At 47.1% G+C, this 14,906-nt stretch carries 15 protein-coding genes; 8 read left to right on the top strand and 7 right to left on the bottom strand.

The genetic code is table 11. The features are described from left to right. Nucleotides 1-3: 3 nt before the first annotated feature. Nucleotides 4-270, bottom strand: a complete 267-nt coding sequence (locus QFZ51_RS02990) for a YciI family protein (RefSeq protein WP_370908804.1) — start codon at nucleotides 268-270, stop codon at nucleotides 4-6. Between the two features lie 226 nt (nucleotides 271-496). Between QFZ51_RS02990 and QFZ51_RS02985 the strand changes: the two genes are divergently transcribed. From QFZ51_RS02985 to QFZ51_RS02970, 4 genes are all read left to right on the top strand, one after another. Beyond that, entirely contained in the window at nucleotides 497-1,507 is a 1,011-nt protein-coding gene (locus QFZ51_RS02985; RefSeq protein WP_429042994.1) for a DUF4836 family protein, read from the top strand. A gap of 7 nt (nucleotides 1,508-1,514) precedes the next feature. Then, on the top strand, nucleotides 1,515-2,285 hold the full coding sequence (locus tag QFZ51_RS02980; RefSeq protein WP_429042991.1) for a hypothetical protein: 771 nt from the start codon (nucleotides 1,515-1,517) through the stop codon (nucleotides 2,283-2,285). 103 nt (nucleotides 2,286-2,388) lie between these two features. Next, nucleotides 2,389-3,039, top strand: a complete 651-nt coding sequence (locus tag QFZ51_RS02975; protein ID WP_429042989.1) for an ATP-binding cassette domain-containing protein — start codon at nucleotides 2,389-2,391, stop codon at nucleotides 3,037-3,039. A 9-nt stretch (nucleotides 3,040-3,048) separates the two neighbouring features. Further along, nucleotides 3,049-4,242 carry an FtsX-like permease family protein gene (locus tag QFZ51_RS02970; protein WP_429042987.1) on the top strand — a complete coding sequence of 398 codons (1,194 nt, stop codon included), beginning with the start codon at nucleotides 3,049-3,051 and terminating at the stop codon, nucleotides 4,240-4,242. Here the strand turns inward: QFZ51_RS02970 and QFZ51_RS02965 are convergent. From QFZ51_RS02965 to QFZ51_RS02955, 3 genes are all read right to left on the bottom strand, one after another. Next, nucleotides 4,239-6,794 carry a DUF3857 domain-containing protein gene (locus QFZ51_RS02965; RefSeq protein WP_429042984.1) on the bottom strand — a complete coding sequence of 852 codons (2,556 nt, stop codon included), beginning with the start codon at nucleotides 6,792-6,794 and terminating at the stop codon, nucleotides 4,239-4,241. The two genes, QFZ51_RS02970 and QFZ51_RS02965, sit on opposite strands and share 4 nt — an antisense overlap. Before the next feature lie 73 nt (nucleotides 6,795-6,867). After that, on the bottom strand, nucleotides 6,868-7,923 hold the full coding sequence (locus tag QFZ51_RS02960) for a DUF2891 domain-containing protein (protein ID WP_429042981.1): 1,056 nt from the start codon (nucleotides 7,921-7,923) through the stop codon (nucleotides 6,868-6,870). A 63-nt stretch (nucleotides 7,924-7,986) separates the two neighbouring features. Further along, nucleotides 7,987-9,222, bottom strand: coding sequence for an NAD(P)/FAD-dependent oxidoreductase (locus QFZ51_RS02955; RefSeq protein ID WP_429042978.1), 1,236 nt, complete (start codon nucleotides 9,220-9,222; stop codon nucleotides 7,987-7,989). A 112-nt stretch (nucleotides 9,223-9,334) separates the two neighbouring features. Between QFZ51_RS02955 and QFZ51_RS02950 the strand changes: the two genes are divergently transcribed. The 4 genes from QFZ51_RS02950 to QFZ51_RS02935 all read left to right on the top strand — a co-directional run bounded on the left by QFZ51_RS02950 (nucleotide 9,335) and on the right by QFZ51_RS02935 (nucleotide 12,118). Next, nucleotides 9,335-9,637 carry a YbaB/EbfC family nucleoid-associated protein gene (locus QFZ51_RS02950; protein ID WP_370908797.1) on the top strand — a complete coding sequence of 101 codons (303 nt, stop codon included), beginning with the start codon at nucleotides 9,335-9,337 and terminating at the stop codon, nucleotides 9,635-9,637. A gap of 161 nt (nucleotides 9,638-9,798) precedes the next feature. Beyond that, nucleotides 9,799-11,037, top strand: coding sequence for a PepSY-associated TM helix domain-containing protein (locus tag QFZ51_RS02945; protein ID WP_429042975.1), 1,239 nt, complete (start codon nucleotides 9,799-9,801; stop codon nucleotides 11,035-11,037). A gap of 182 nt (nucleotides 11,038-11,219) precedes the next feature. After that, nucleotides 11,220-11,573: a DUF7674 family protein gene (locus tag QFZ51_RS02940; protein WP_429042972.1), complete on the top strand. Its 354-nt coding sequence runs from the start codon at nucleotides 11,220-11,222 to the stop codon at nucleotides 11,571-11,573. Beyond that, entirely contained in the window at nucleotides 11,573-12,118 is a 546-nt protein-coding gene (locus tag QFZ51_RS02935) for an N-acetyltransferase (protein ID WP_429042971.1), read from the top strand. Before QFZ51_RS02940 ends, QFZ51_RS02935 begins: the two co-directional genes overlap by 1 nt. 82 nt (nucleotides 12,119-12,200) lie before the next feature. Here QFZ51_RS02935 and QFZ51_RS02930 read toward each other — a convergent pair whose 3' ends face one another. The 3 genes from QFZ51_RS02930 to QFZ51_RS02920 all read right to left on the bottom strand — a co-directional run bounded on the left by QFZ51_RS02930 (nucleotide 12,201) and on the right by QFZ51_RS02920 (nucleotide 14,753). Further along, nucleotides 12,201-12,908 (bottom strand): hypothetical protein, encoded by a 708-nt coding sequence (locus QFZ51_RS02930; RefSeq protein WP_429042969.1) that lies wholly within the window; start codon nucleotides 12,906-12,908, stop codon nucleotides 12,201-12,203. Nucleotides 12,909-12,970: 62 nt separating this feature from the next. Continuing rightward, entirely contained in the window at nucleotides 12,971-13,996 is a 1,026-nt protein-coding gene (obgE, locus tag QFZ51_RS02925; RefSeq protein ID WP_370908792.1) for a GTPase ObgE, read from the bottom strand. A gap of 166 nt (nucleotides 13,997-14,162) precedes the next feature. After that, nucleotides 14,163-14,753: an adenylate kinase gene (locus QFZ51_RS02920; RefSeq protein ID WP_370908791.1), complete on the bottom strand. Its 591-nt coding sequence runs from the start codon at nucleotides 14,751-14,753 to the stop codon at nucleotides 14,163-14,165. Between the last annotated feature and the right edge of the window lie 153 nt (nucleotides 14,754-14,906).

Here is a 14,906-nt window from a genome sequence, read left to right as displayed (position 1 = left end):
ATATTATTTTCCCAGTGTGTTGGCATACTTGGTTGGTTCAAACTCTATGATCTCGTAAAGGGCCAGCTGGAACCTTTCCAGCGGATCTTCGCTCATAATCTCTTCTACCTCCCTGCGGGTAGCCGCATTACACAAGATAACAGACCCCGACTTCGGCTTTCGCCTGCCTGATAAGATGAACCGGCCACTGTCGAAGTGTTTTTGCAGGAAGGCGGTATGCGCCTCCATGTAGTGTTCTACAGCCGCAACGGGCCGTATGTATTGTAGCATAATCAGGAACATAATGGTTTTTCTATGGTATTTAGTAATAGTTTCATAGTTAGTAGCAAAGGTATAAACTTAATCAGTATGGAAATATTGTATGTGCCAGGGAAAAATGAGACATATGCGCTACAAAAATATACGTACTTTTGCACGAATGAAATACCACGATAGTGGGAATGTCATGTTCGATATAGTGTTGCTCCGAATAATTTTCTTAATTTTTAACGCTTTTATGAAAAAATCAATTTCCAAAGTTTTGTTAGCCGCTGCGACGACAGCGGTTATGCTGTCTTCCTGCTCTAAAGCCCCTGACGAGAGCCGGTACATCCCGAAAACAGCTGGTGTGGTAGTGGACCTGAATGCCAAACAATTGACCACCAAGCTAGTGACGAATGGTATTACCATGGATAAACTGTTTGAAGCCACCCAAAGTAAAGACACCTCCAATGAAGTGATGAAGGCCTGGAAAGATGCCGAAAACTCCGGTATCGACATGCAAAGCCACTTCTTTGCCTCTTTTGTGTTCCAGGGCCAGCCGGCAGAGCATAAATCTTACATCAGCCTTACCGCCAGCCTGAAAGATGCCGACAAATTTGAAGCCTATCTCAAAAAGAACATCGCAAACTTCTCCCTGAAAACACAAAATGACTTTAAATATATCTGGGAAGAAAAGCAGCATGCCGTAATCGGATGGAACAAATCTGCCGTTATCTATATCAGTGCAGTAGATCCAAGCAACCTGGAAAAGTATAACCCGGGCGGTTCTTCATCTCCCGATTATGGAGATCCCATAATAGACTCCGCAACAGCAATAATAGACACCGCAGTAGCCGTTCCTGCTGCCCTGGTGACAACAGAAGACGATGCGCAGATAAAAACCTGGGTAACAGAAGTGGATCATCTCTTTCACCTGAAAAAAGATGAAACAGCCGGTTCCATTGAGCCTTTCGCTAAGTTACTGAAAGAAGATGCCGACGCCGGTATCTTTGTAAACCCGGAAGCCATTTACAACAGCGGTCAGTTTACCATGATCCCTGCCAACGTAAAGAAACTGATGGAAGGTTCTTTCTATACCGGTACGGTTAACTTTGAAAACGGTAAAATCGTTTTCAACGGTCACTCTTACATGGGTAAAGAAATGGCGGCGATCTATAAAAAATATGGTAAGAAAGAGATCGATATGGATATGCTGAAGAAAGTATCCTTCCCAGAATATCACCGGTTTCATTTCTTATGCCTTTGATTTCCGCATGATCGGAGATATCGTGAAAGCAACGGGTATGGATGGTATGGTGAACCTGATGATGGGTAAATCCGGCTTGTCTATGGACGATGTGCTGAACGCATTTGAAGGCCAGTTGACCTACGTGGCTTCTGACTTCGCTATCACCAAAAAGGAATCTCCTTATTTCCCCGGCGAGTTCACTGAGAAACCAGACGCTAAATGGATCTTCAGCCTGAAAGTTGGTAACAAGGATGCCTTCAATAAAATTATGACTTCCCCGATGCTGAAAGAAGTATTTACCAAGGAAGGAGATCATTATGTAGTGGTAAATCCAATGGCAGCGGCTACCATGCCGGCGATGTCCATCAACGAGAAATTTGTGACACTGGGCTCCGACAGCTTGCTGCTGCAAGAATACCTGGGTGGCAAAGGCCACATCAAATTACCTGATGGTATCGAAGGAAAAGTAAAAGGCAGCATGCTGGGTGGTTATGTAGACATTGAAAAAATAGCCAGCGTAATTCCTGAAGATAAAATGGAAGAAGACGAGAAACCAGTAGCCAAGAAAGCAAAGGAACTGTTGAAAGACGTAACCTTTGTAAGCAAAGCTGATGGCGGCGACGTACAGCATGGAGAAGCGGTGCTGACCTTTAAAAATAAAGATCAGAACAGCCTGGTACAGCTGATCAACCTGGGCACTGAAGCTGCAAAAGTGATGCAGGCCAGGAAAGCCAAGGATAAAGCGTATGAAGACAGCGTATTTGCTGCGCCGGTAGATACTGCCGTTGCACAGTAATTTATAACCCGACCAGGAAAAGGGCGCCGGATATCCGTTGCGCCCTTTTCTTTTGCGTAAAATATATCATTTATATTCGCTACTGTTAACAGTAAATGCCACTATGCAGATTCAGCTCAATCAGCTCATGCCCATACCATTGCAGGATAAGCTCCGGCAACGGTCGTCGGACATCTGGAACCAGGACGTCACTTTCCAGCCAGGCAGTTTTGTGAAAATCAAGGCGCCTTCCGGCACCGGCAAAACTACCCTGATCCATTACCTCTATCATATCCGGTACGACTATACGGGAAAAGTGCAGGTGAATGGTCGGCCATGGCAGGCATATAATAAGAACGAAATAGCCGTGATGCGGCAAAAGGATATCAGTATTGTATTCCAGGATCTTCGCCTTTTTGAGCAGCTCAGTGCCAGGGAAAACATTTCGTTGAAGCGGGTAATGGAGCCAAAGCCTTATTATCCCGCGGAAAAGATTGATGAAATGGCCGCCCGGCTCAATGTGTCGCACGTGCTGGAGCAAAGCGGCAAAACCCTTTCGTATGGCGAAAGGCAACGTATTGCCATTATCAGGGCGCTGGTACAGCCTTTCCAATGGCTCCTGATGGATGAACCCTTCAGCCATCTGGATGAAGACAATACACAGCGCGCCGCCGCACTGATTGCCGATGAATGTAAAGCCCGCAATGCCGGGTTCATTTTAACAGACCTGGATAATGACCAGCACTTCCCTTATGATGTGCATTATCATCTTTAATGTTATTTCATGCGTCCATTTTTTGAATTACTGAAGAAAATTATTCAAACCGGTGTGGGAAAAACCCGGTTCCTGATGGCGGCAGTTGGTTTGGGCATTGCGATGCTGCTGATCCTCATCGCCATCCAGGCGCATTCCAACTTCAGCCAGCTGCTGTACAGCAGCAAAAACCAGAATGAAACCGCCGACTTCCTCGTGATCAATAAAACCATCACCAACGCCATGATGGGGCAGTCGTCTAAAAGTATTTTTACCCCCGAAGAAATTGCCAATATAAGAAAGCAGCCATTCGTGCAGTCGTTTGGGTTAGTAACCTCCAGCCAGTATAAGGTAGTGGTTCAGGCGCCGGGCGACCTGCACTTTGCTACTGATATGTTTTTTGAAGCAGTACCGGATAGCTTCCTGGATGTGAAAGGGCAGGACTGGAAATGGAGTGAGGGCGACCGTACTATTCCTATTATTTTGCCTAATGACTTCCTGAACCTTTACAACTTTGGTTTTTCCCTGAGCCAGGACCTGCCGCAGATTTCTCAGGAAACCGTAAAAGCATTGCCGTTGCAGGTAAATATTTCCAACAACCAGGTATCCGATCAGTACATGGGGCATATTGTTGGCTTCTCCGACCGGATCTCTTCCTTTCTTGTACCGGCATCTTTTATGTCCTGGGCCAATGAAAAGTATGGAATGACCACCACCGCGGGCACTTCCCGTGTGATCATTAAAACGCCGGACCCATCTAACCCGGAGCTGGTTAAGTTTTTACAGGACAATGGCTATACTACCAACCAGGATAAACTGAAGTTCAGCAAAACAAGGCTGATTGTACAAACGATCGTATCTGTGGTTGGATTTTTTGGACTGATCTTATTGTTTTTTGCCTTGCTGGTTTTCAGCATGTTTATACAACTGGTGATTGCATCCTGCAAGCGGGAAATTCAATTGCTGGTGATACTGGGTACTGCCCCTAAACAATTGCAGCGGTACCTGCTGCGGCAGTTTGTACCCCTGTATATTGTAATCGGAATTTTGTCGTTGCTGCTGGTAACGGGGCTGCAATACTGGGCGGCAGGTGAACTGGCGCAGCATGACATGCAGGTGAGCACCTGGCCGGGAGTGCCTGTATTTGCAGGTATCGCGCTGGTATTAGGACTCGTGTATATTGTAAACCTTCTCACGGTGAGGAAGTATGTAAATAATATTTAGCCCTGTGGTGGCCGGTATGGTACAGTAAAAGTGTTTTTAGCCCTTTGTGAAATGAGCAGGTAAGGCACCCATACTGCCATGCGCACTAATGGCCAGAGGATGGAATTAACGCTGAAAATATCCTGCGGTTTTTCTGTTTTGAAGAAATAGTGATTCAGGGAATTATCTGCATAAATAGAAATAGTAGCAATGAAATAGAAAGTTGCCAGTGCAAAAGGAAAGGTATCACGACGGTGAAAAAACAACACGGCCAGCAGGATACTGTATGCCAGCATAAATACATTGATCATCATTTCCATGATGAGGAAAAGCTGTACCAGGGTGATATTTCCCAGGTCCTGCCGGTCGGAAATACTGATCCAGTAGGAGTAATCAAATACATCCATTTTGCAGATCCCGGTGATTTCTCCCATTGGCGCAAACAATAACCCGATGGCCAGCAGTACCAGTCCGCCGCCGATTGGCTGCGATTCCGGTGCTTCCCCGGCGGGTGTAACAGAATGCTTATAAAAAACAAATGCGAGGGCGGCAAATGCAGCGGCAGATAAAACTGCCAGTACGATAGCCAGCCAGTTTCCTTTCCCTTCCGGATGACGCGTGGCAGCAGTGCCTGGGTTCCAGGTAAGATCCATAGAAGTTATTTCATTCATCTTCTTCAGGTCCTCTACATATTGCGGTATAAACTTTACGGGGATATGATCGCTGAAGGTTTTGAAATGATAGGATAACAGGACCTGTTGCCCTTTGATGCTGGCCGTATAATCGAAGGAGTAGTAATCATTCTGCAGGTGCAGTGGTGTTTGATCCAGCGACCACTTCACCGGCGTGTGCAGGATGATTTGATAATCGAAGTCGTATGGATAGCGGATGCTCACCGGTACTTTACGTTTATCGTCGGAGATATAGGAAAGCACGTCATAAAAGGATTGCGCGTTGGCCGTGAATTTCAGCTTGTTGGTGCTGCTGTCTCTTTGCCAGATGTTGTGTACCAGGTAGCTTTCATTCACATATATCGTATTACCGGCTAAGCTGTCGCGGGTGGTGATGGAGTCCCTGATCTCCACTTCTCCATATAACTTCTTATAAAAAGAGAGATAGGATTTTTCTTTGTCCTTCATGCTGGTGCCAGCCAGTTCAGCGCGTTGTGCGTCTGCATCATCACGTTGGTAGGTAGTTACTACTTCCAGTTTACCATCTTTATTTTCATCGTCCGGCAGTGTAAAAACTTCGCGGACGGCAATTTTGCCACGGGTTGCGGGTACGATCGACGTGAGTTGCGTGGTGGTATCGGTTACCACGAGTGCCTTCCCGTAGTCTGGTTCGCATAAATCAACGAGGCCTCCGCGTTGGTAGGACATGGTGCCATCCAGCCAGTATGTTTTATTGTTTAGTACTGCATGTACAATAACATGGTTGAAGGCGTTGGGGGAAGGGAGTGATTCGCTGACGGTTCCTCTCAGATCCGTATTAACATAGGCCATGTCGGCTACAATATTATTGGCGCGCAGCATGGTACAAAGCAGCAGGGCTTTGTCTTTACAATCCCCGAAGCGTTGTGCCAGTACCCTGTCTGGATTATTGGGACGATGGGAGTATTCTCCCATTTCGATGCCCATATACCTGATATCGTCCTGAACAAATCGTAATGCCTGCAGGAGATAGGCAGCGGGGTCGCCATTGGCCGATTTTTTAAAAGCGGCGATTTTGCCGGTCAGCAACGGACCTGGTGCAGGCTTTTGATTGACCTTCATCCCCCATTGCGCTACTTCTTTCCAGGAGGGATATTCGCTTACCTGTACATAGGTAAAAGGATTATACCAGGAAGGAACAAAGTTGGTGTTATCCGTTTCCCTGATGTCTACTTTATTCCATTCGTATACGGTGAGGCCGTTCCATGATTTTTGGAGGGGTGCGACTGCATTGTTATACCGTTTAAAGTGGATCTGCCTTTGAGGGCTAATGATCAGGTTTTTATAGTAATTGACAATGGGTTCGTAGGCAACGAAATAGATGCGGCTATCCAGTTTCCCGTTGAAGATGGGGTTATCGCCGTTAATGGAATAGGCGTATTCTATCTGGTCACCTTTCCGTACATCTTCGAGGATCAGGTATGCGGTGTAGGTACCACTGTAGATGAACCGCGAGAGGTCTTTTTCTTTCTGAAGCAGTTTGAATGCTGCGCCAGGCAGGCGGTTAATTTCTTTTCCATCGCGGTGGATCACTATTTTATGGAATGTAAGTTTTTCATATTGGGGATCGTATTCCACTGAAATTTCCGAGCCATTCTGGATGCCTGCTTCTGAGATAATTTGCCGGATGAAGTGTTGGTAATTGCTTTTCAGTTCTGTATGCCGTTGTTCTTCCAGGAGCAGAAGGTAATAGCCATCGCTGATATTTTTGGCGTTGGGTTTTTTGGAGAGATCGGGCGTAAAGGGGACGAGCCATGCCGGAGCGGGGCTGGTATTTACTTTTTGGGCGGGTGCAATGGCGGGGGTTAGTATCAGCAGCAGGGATAATACTAACTTCCAGGCACGGGAATTTATGACGTGCATAGTATAGTGATGTTGATTGATACCCCTTTATGGGCGGCCGGGTATAGGGGAATAAAAATTTTTGTTGATGAATTTACGGTTGTTTTCCGATAGTTAACATATAAACTGCAAAAGATGCGAGCCAGTGTTCGCCGGCATAGCTGCCGCTGAAAACCTGTTTCAGTCCTGCTTCCATGTGTGCGTGGGCCAGTTGCTGAATGGCCTGCTGGTTTTTGCCCCCGTGTTCCGCGATGGCCTCCAGGCACCAGGTGCGGCTCAGGTTTAATCCATCGAGGTGAACGAGTTTCCCGTCTGTTCTATCTTTTACCTGTGCCACCTGCAGGATACTTATCTTGTTCTCAAAAAGGCCGGGTAAAAATGCGTATAGCCATTTGCGGTAGTCTGCCTGCGGCATTACCCTGCGCATCAGGTCGGCCTCTTCGAGGGAGGGGGAGAGGAAGTCGTAGCCACCGGGTTCCCATTGTATGGGGGCATTTTTATCGGCGGCGTAGAAGCGCATGGCGGCGTTGTGTATGGCTTTTTGCAGGGGTTCGTCTTTTGCAGTAACGGCATAATCCCAGGCGAGGCATAATCCGAAGGCGAGGTTGGTATGTTCTCCTACGCGGATCGGGTACATGATTTTATCGAGGAACTGGATATAGGCGATGGAGAACTGGGAGGCCAGTGGCTGCAGGTTCTGGCTCATGGTTTTTCCCAATGGGTCGTTCCATGTGAGCAGTTCGTTTTGCAGTTGCAGGAGCCAGCTCCAGCCATAGATGCGTTCAAAGCTTTTATTTTCTGCGCTGCTGAACAGTTGTTGTTCAATTTTTATATTTTCTGAAGATAGATGCGCTGCCAGTTTACTTCTGATGACGGAGGCTTTGGCCAGGTCGGGGTAAGACTTGAGCAGGCGCACCAGCATCCAGTGTCCGTGCACGCTGCTATGCCAGTCGAAGCAGCCATAGAAAGCGGGGTGATAATTTTTGGGCGCTGTGAGCAGTGAGCTGTCGGTGAATACGATCCCTGTTTTATAAGGGAATTCCAGGTCCAGGCATTTCAGGGGCAGTTCCACCAGTTTATTGGCGATGTCCTTTGTTAGCAGGGTGGCTGCTGGCGTATGTTCCGGATTGGAAGGTACCTGTGCGCTCATGTTGAATGAGAAAAGGAGGATGACGGATAATTGGCCTAAAAATTTCACGACGGAGTGGTGCTTTTATCTGTTAAATAACAATTTTACGTAGAACATGGGCTGGCCCAGTTTCTTTCGAAGGTCCACCTCATGGAACATGCATGACATCAGGTCTTTCAGCTGTTTATTGCGGGAGCCCATTTTCATCAGCATATTAAATAGCCACGGGTATTTGATGAGTTTCTGCAATTTGGTGCTTACCTGGAATTCCGGTCCGAGGATGCGGTATACCGCTTCATCGTATGCGTTGAAGAAGGTATCGGAATAGTCGTTGGCAGCGATGGCTGCTGCGGCTTGCTGGGCGGCTATCCTGCCGGAGTACAGGGCGTTGCCGATGCCTTCCCCGGTGAAGGGGTCGATCAGGAATCCGGCGTCGCCCACCAGCATGTAGCGTTCGCCATGCAGTTTTCTTTTTTTGCTGCCGAGGGGCAGGCCATATCCGTCGATGCTGCCGGTGAGTTCCGCGTTTTTGAAGCGTTCCTTCATTACCGGGTCGGTAGCAATGGTATCCAGCATCAGCTGTTTCAGGTTTACTTTCTTGTTGCGGGCGGAGTTGCTGAGCATTCCCACGCCTACGTTGGCTTCGCCATTAGGGAGGGGGAATATCCAGATGTAGCCCGGGAGCATATTTTTCAGGAAGTGCAGTTCAATGAAGTTGTCTTTATGGAGACCGGTGATGCCTTTATAATAGGCGCGGATACCGGCTACATAGTGTTTGGGTTCCATTTTAATACCAGCCACATCGCGGGTGAAGCCAGAGTGGGCGCCGTTGGCTACTATTACCACGTCGGCTTTTACTTTGAAGGAGCCGTCTTTGCTGGAGAGGTAGTAACCGTCTGGTTTGAGCTCATATTTATCGATGCTTTTGCCTTCGAATAATTGGATTTCGGGGCGGCGTTTTATTTCATCAACAAGGAAGTTATCGAAGTCGATACGTTTGCAAACGAAGCCCCTTGGGTTGCTCTTATCTTCCTGGTATCCGAGGCGGTAGGGAATATCCATCCCGATGCGGTTGGGTGCTACGAAGGTAACGCCCCAGCTGTCTGCTTTAAAAATTGCTTCCTGGAGGCGTTGTCCGATGCCTTTGTCGATACGTTCCAGGAGGGAGAGCACTTTTCCGCTTAGTCCGTCTCCACATACTTTATCCCGTGGGAAAAAGGCTTTATCTACTACGATACATTCAATGCCAAGCTGGGCGAGTTGCAATGCTGCGGTGGCTCCACCGGGCCCTGCGCCTATGATACAAACTTTTGTTTCCATTATTAGTGATACGATTACGTGCTGGTAAGATACGGAATAGTGCGGATTTAGCAGAGGGGATTGCCACCGTTAAAAATCTGCTATATTTGCTCTTCTTAAAAACACAAGAAACATGTTTGGTGATTTATTTGGAAAGCTGACGCAGATTAAGCAGAAAATGCAGGAAGGCAAAGAGCGTCTGGCTACCGTAACTTTATCCGGCGAGGCCGGCGATGGCGCAGTAAAAGTAACCGTGGATGGTAACCGCCAGGTGAAAAGTATTGATATTGCGGAGCGTCTTTTCGCACCGGAGCATAAGGAAGAAATGGAAGACCTGTTGCTGGCTGCTTTGAACCGTGCACTGAAAGATGCAGAGAATTCCTGGGAAGCAGAAATGAAAAACGCTGCCGGCGGAATGCTCGGAGGGTTGATGTAAGATATTTTCAATACAGGGAATTGCCATATGCGTACCATACATATGGCAATTTTGTTTTATAGGAATACTGAAGAAATTCTGTATTACGTAAATAATATTCCGGTTCCGATACCATAATACCCCGCGCGTGGATTTTCTTTGCAGGTACGATCGACTCTGACATGAAAGTATTTTTCCGGCGCATTCACTTATACCTGGGCCTTACTGCCGGCCTGGTGATCACTATCAGCTGTTTAACAGGTGCCTTACTGGTATTTGAGAAGGAGCTGACGGAAGCGTTTAACCGTGACCGTTATTTCGTGGAGCCGGGAGGAGCGCGTTTACCGCTGGACAAGGTGGCTACGCTGGTAAAACAGGCCGTTCCGGGTGCAGGTATTGCAAGGATACAGGTGTTTGCGGACCCCACACGGGCGCTGCAGGTGCAGCTGGAGGAAGGTAAAAAAGGCGGACCAAAAGAAGGCGGGGAGCGGAGAGGTAAGATAGGAAAGAAAGAAGGGGCCGCTAAGGCTGGTGAAAAAGAAGGCGCGGGCCCGAAGAAAGAAAAGGGACGTACTGCGTTTGTAAATCCCTACACAGGTAAAGTCATAGAACTATACAGCTATCAGCAAACATTTTACTACCAGGTATTTTCCCTGCACCGCTGGCTGCTGGCAGGCGCTGTAGGTAAACTGATTACCGGTATCAGCACTCTTATATTTTTGTTTATCCTGGTTACGGGCATCATTCTCTGGTTGCCCAAAACGCGCAATATTTTCCGGCAGCGGATTAAAATCAAATGGGATGGTAACTGGAAAAGGGTGAACAATGATTTACACATTGTACTGGGTTTTTACACTTCCATCTTCCTTTTTGTATCTGTTTTCACGGGCTTAACCTGGTCGTTTGAATGGTTTAACAAGGCGTTGTATGCTTCACTGAGAACCTCTCCCAAGCCTTCGGCAGCACCGCTATCGGCTCCGGCAGTGGAGGCGAATGGTAAAAGTATATCTTATGAAACGGCATTGGCAGTAGCCAAACATGCCGTTCCCGATGCACTGTTTTATTCGTTTACTGCGCCGAAAGACAGCTCCGCGGCCTTTATGGTAAGCCTGCTTCCGGCAGACGCGCTGCACGAAGCTGCCACCACCACTTACTACCTGGATCAGTTTAATGGGAAAGTGTTGTCGTCGCAAACTTTTGCGCAAAGGAACCTCGGGCAGCAGATCCGGGGAACAATAAAACCGTTGCACACCGGCGCCATCTTTGGTACGCCTTCTAAAATATTTGCTTTAATCCTCGCACTGCTTGGCGCTATCTTCCCTACCACCGGTACCCTTATGTGGCTGAACAGAACCCGCAAGAAGAAAAAGAAAGCAGTGGCTCCGGCCGTATCCAAAGCGGTTCCTGCGCAGGTAGCATAAAAAGGATCATCCTTCCGGTTTTCCATTTTTGAAAACACCCTTCAGAAACGGAAGGTTTTTTACGCCGTTTTTATCTCCCGCTTTTAACGTTTCCTTTGCAAACCCTTGCTCCCGCTAAGTTTTAACACTCCTACACAGAATATGGAATAGCATTTGGCATATACCTGCAAAATGATGTTACCATGATTAATCAGTTTGAAGTGCCAGCATGCATAGAGGACACAATACCTGCACTAAAAGAAGAACTGCACCAGTTTCCTGCCGTACATCATATTAACGAAACCATGGGCTGCTTTACGAAGTATACCGATAAGCAGCTGAGGGCACAGAATTTTTCGTCAGCAGGCAAGTGTTTGCAGCTGGCCGGCCGGTTATACGAACGGGGTAATACGGTTGTGAAAGAAGCGATTACCCGTATTTTTTTACCCGGTACTTTGCCGGGTTCCCCTGGCAGATGCCGTGAGCAGGATCCGGATGTATTCACTGATACCGGACTCAATTTATCCACTTTACATACAATATCAACTTACTGGTAATGGGAACAGATGAGGAAATTGTCGTCCGGTTAGCTACGGCTATGGACGTTGATTTTGCGCTGCCTATTGTGGCAGAAATGGAAGCCTCTGCTAAGGCAAGAGGTACCGGGATTGCGAAAAGAAATCCCCTTACAATAAAGGAAAAGATCCTGGAAGGGAAGGCCGTTATTGCTTTTACGGCGAAGGGCATATGGGCAGGGTTTTCCTATATACAATCCTGGGAAGAGAACAGGTTTGTATCCAACAGCGGTTTAATTGTAGCGCCGGCATTCCGTGGATTGAAAGTGGCGCAGGCCATCAAGCAGAAAATATTTGAGTTAAGCCGGCTGCTTTATCCAGTGTCAAAAATATTCAGTATCACTACGGGGTTACCTGTTATGAAACTAAATACCCGGTTGGGTTTCGAGCCGGTTACCTATCATGAAATTACGCAGGACCCTCTTTTTTGGGAGGGCTGTAAAAGTTGTGTGAACTATCCTATCCTGGCAAGCAAAAATTACAGGAATTGTTTGTGCACTGCCATGTTGTTTCAGCCTTTTCAATAGTTGAAGCAAGAGTACCCTTATGGTGAAAATACAGCCAATGAATAACCGGCGATGCTTTTGCGTTGCTGGTTATTCATGCGTATTATCCATTAAAGTTTACATCAATGATGAGTAGTTTATTGATCTTGTTGGTTGTTTGTTTGTAGCAACCATCCAGCCGTATATAGTACCGGCTGATTTCAATTTGCAGGGGTGGTTCCGGGAAGTTATTCATTTGGGCAACGCGTGAATAAGCGGCGGGGGAATAATGTTGTTTTATATGTTGCTGTAATGCGTGGAGGGTGGCTGGTGGGAACCGGCGTTTTTCGGCAGCGGTATATGTTCTGCAGATGAAGAAGTTGTTGGCTTCGGGGAACAGTGTTTCCCAGGGAGATCGGTAATGTTTCCACAGGAGCAGTGGTTGCTGCTCAATAACGGCGCTGGTTTCGTAGCACTGTGATACTTTTATCCTGTTTGATTCGCCGGTGGTAACGGCCAGCATCTGGCCTTCGATGGTACGGAGGTGTGCCAGCCGGAAGTAGAGGGTATCCGGATGCAGTTCAAAGTCGTTGAGTTGTGTATCCGGTATGATCCAGTCGAGGGAGAAATAGCAGTCACCGAAACGGATATACGTAGTAGAGTCGCGGCACACTACGTATACTTCGTTGGAGGCAACTTTCGCTGTTGGTGCAGGCATGGCTATCAGCTGCATGGTATCGATCTGCACCGGTTTTTCCTTTACGGATGTTACGGTTCGATGGCAGGCAGGCAGCAACAGTAATGCGATTGCGGGGAGAAAAAATATCTTCATGGTATACGGGATACTGTACGAACATTGACGTCAGGCATAGTCCCCTTTTACGGAAGGAACAGTTATTCTGCGTCTACAGCGTCGGTAGTATCTACTTTCCTGTTAAGGGCTTCCCACAAGATATCTTTTAATTCACTGAGGCCCTGGTTTGTAACAGAGGAAATAAATACATGTGGAACATCTTCCGGCAGCTCGGCTGATATAGCGGTTTTCAGCTCATCGTCCAGCATATCGCTTTTACTGATGGCCAGCAGAAACTGTTTATCCAGTAATTCGGGATTATATTGTTCCAGTTCATTTACCAATACTTCAAAATCTTTGCGGTGGTCTGCACTATCAGCTGGAATAAGGAATAATAATACGGCGTTTCTTTCAATATGTCGTAAAAAACGGTGGCCTAATCCTTTTCCTTCATGGGCGCCTTCGATGATACCGGGGAGGTCGGCGATACAAAACGACTTATTGTCGCGGTATTCCACCATTCCGAGTTGTGGGGTTAGCGTAGTAAAGGCGTAGTCGGCCACTTTAGGTTTAGCTGCGGTGATAGTAGACAGGAGGGTGGATTTGCCGGCATTGGGGAAACCTACCAGTCCAACATCTGCCAAAACTTTTAACTCTACTACTTTCCAGCCTTCCCTGCCGGGCATACCGGGTTGAGCGTATTCGGGTGTTTGGTTGGTGGCAGATTTAAAGTAGGCGTTACCTTTACCGCCTTGTCCGCCGGGAATCCAGATCACTTCCTGGCCGTCGTGGAGGATTTCGGCTTCCACCTGGCCGGTTTCTTCGTCTTTAGCCTGGGTGCCTAGTGGAACTTCGATGATAATATCTTTACCGAAACGGCCGGTACAGTTGTCGCCGCTACCGTTTTCACCGTCTTCTGCGAGCAGGTTTTTATGCCAGCGGAGGTGCAGGAGGGTCCACAGCTGTGAATTGCCTCTTAAAATAACATGTCCGCCTCTACCGCCATCGCCGCCATCAGGGCCGGCCTGCGCATTAAACTTGGTACGCATAAAGTGCATACTGCCTGCGCCACCTTTCCCGGATTTACAAAATACACGGATATAATCTACAAAGTTTGCTTTTTCCACTAGTTCTCAATTTTTAATACTCTGGGGTCCATTACCACAGAAAAACAAAACGCAAAGATCGTGAAGTTTGAGCTAATTAGCACCATCATGTGCCAGGAGCTCTTTACTTACAATCTTTGCGTTGTATAATAAGATGCTAAAAGTCTTAATCACAGCGGGATTCCGCTTACTGCACTTTTTCTCCTACCAGTTCATCCAGTTCTTTGGAGAGCAGTTCGAATACTTCTTCTTCTGTACCATCGCCTTTCACTTTTTTGAATTTGCCGAATTTGGCATAGTGATCAGCCACAGGAGCCGTTTTATTATGATATTCCACGATACGCGCTTTCACTACATCTTCAGAGGCATCATCGCTGCGGCCGGAGGTTAATCCACGGTTCAGCAGGCGTTTTATGAGCGCATCTTCCGGTACTTCCAGTGAGAGAACGGTTGAGATAGACGTTTTCTTCAATGCGAGCAGTTTATCCAGAGCCTCTGCCTGCGCAGTGGTACGGGGAAAGCCGTCGAAAATGAAACCACGTGTATCAGGATTAGCGTCCAGCTTAGAGCTGATCATGCCAATCACCACTTCATCCGGTACCAGCTGGCCCTGATCCATAAACTTTTTGGCTTCCAGTCCCAGGGGTGTTTTATCACCGATCTCGCTGCGAAGCAAATCGCCCGTGGAAAGATGAATAAGTCCGTATTTCTGGATAATGTTAGCACTTTGTGTACCCTTGCCGCTACCGGGAGGGCCAAATAAAATGAGATTGACCATGTTTTATTAAAATCTACTTTACTCGCAAGGTTGCAAATATAAGAAACAGATGAATGTATTGGTAATTAAAATTACGATTGATTAAACTAAATGTAAATATTCTGACAAAATAGTGAACACATTTCAATTTTTTACCAGAATCCATAAAATATC

The sequence above is a fragment of the Chitinophaga sp. W3I9 genome (assembly GCF_050434025.1).
In the GTDB taxonomy this organism is placed as follows: Bacteria; Bacteroidota; Bacteroidia; order Chitinophagales; family Chitinophagaceae; genus Chitinophaga.
Note: the sequence above shows the minus strand (reverse complement) of the source record. Positions and strands in the feature narration are given on the sequence as shown.

What these genes read in the sequence shown, in the direction of transcription:
- QFZ51_RS02990 (WP_370908804.1), bottom strand. Translation starts at nt 270, where the DNA reads ATGCTACAATACATACGGCCCGTTGCGGCTGTAGAACACTACATGGAG.
- QFZ51_RS02985 (WP_429042994.1), top strand. Translation starts at nt 497, where the DNA reads ATGAAAAAATCAATTTCCAAAGTTTTGTTAGCCGCTGCGACGACAGCG.
- QFZ51_RS02980 (WP_429042991.1), top strand. Translation starts at nt 1,515, where the DNA reads ATGATCGGAGATATCGTGAAAGCAACGGGTATGGATGGTATGGTGAAC.
- QFZ51_RS02975 (WP_429042989.1), top strand. Translation starts at nt 2,389, where the DNA reads ATGCAGATTCAGCTCAATCAGCTCATGCCCATACCATTGCAGGATAAG.
- QFZ51_RS02970 (WP_429042987.1), top strand. Translation starts at nt 3,049, where the DNA reads ATGCGTCCATTTTTTGAATTACTGAAGAAAATTATTCAAACCGGTGTG.
- QFZ51_RS02965 (WP_429042984.1), bottom strand. Translation starts at nt 6,794, where the DNA reads ATGCACGTCATAAATTCCCGTGCCTGGAAGTTAGTATTATCCCTGCTG.
- QFZ51_RS02960 (WP_429042981.1), bottom strand. Translation starts at nt 7,923, where the DNA reads ATGAGCGCACAGGTACCTTCCAATCCGGAACATACGCCAGCAGCCACC.
- QFZ51_RS02955 (WP_429042978.1), bottom strand. Translation starts at nt 9,222, where the DNA reads ATGGAAACAAAAGTTTGTATCATAGGCGCAGGGCCCGGTGGAGCCACC.
- QFZ51_RS02950 (WP_370908797.1), top strand. Translation starts at nt 9,335, where the DNA reads ATGTTTGGTGATTTATTTGGAAAGCTGACGCAGATTAAGCAGAAAATG.
- QFZ51_RS02945 (WP_429042975.1), top strand. Translation starts at nt 9,799, where the DNA reads ATGAAAGTATTTTTCCGGCGCATTCACTTATACCTGGGCCTTACTGCC.
- QFZ51_RS02940 (WP_429042972.1), top strand. Translation starts at nt 11,220, where the DNA reads ATGATTAATCAGTTTGAAGTGCCAGCATGCATAGAGGACACAATACCT.
- QFZ51_RS02935 (WP_429042971.1), top strand. Translation starts at nt 11,573, where the DNA reads ATGGGAACAGATGAGGAAATTGTCGTCCGGTTAGCTACGGCTATGGAC.
- QFZ51_RS02930 (WP_429042969.1), bottom strand. Translation starts at nt 12,908, where the DNA reads ATGAAGATATTTTTTCTCCCCGCAATCGCATTACTGTTGCTGCCTGCC.
- QFZ51_RS02920 (WP_370908791.1), bottom strand. Translation starts at nt 14,753, where the DNA reads ATGGTCAATCTCATTTTATTTGGCCCTCCCGGTAGCGGCAAGGGTACA.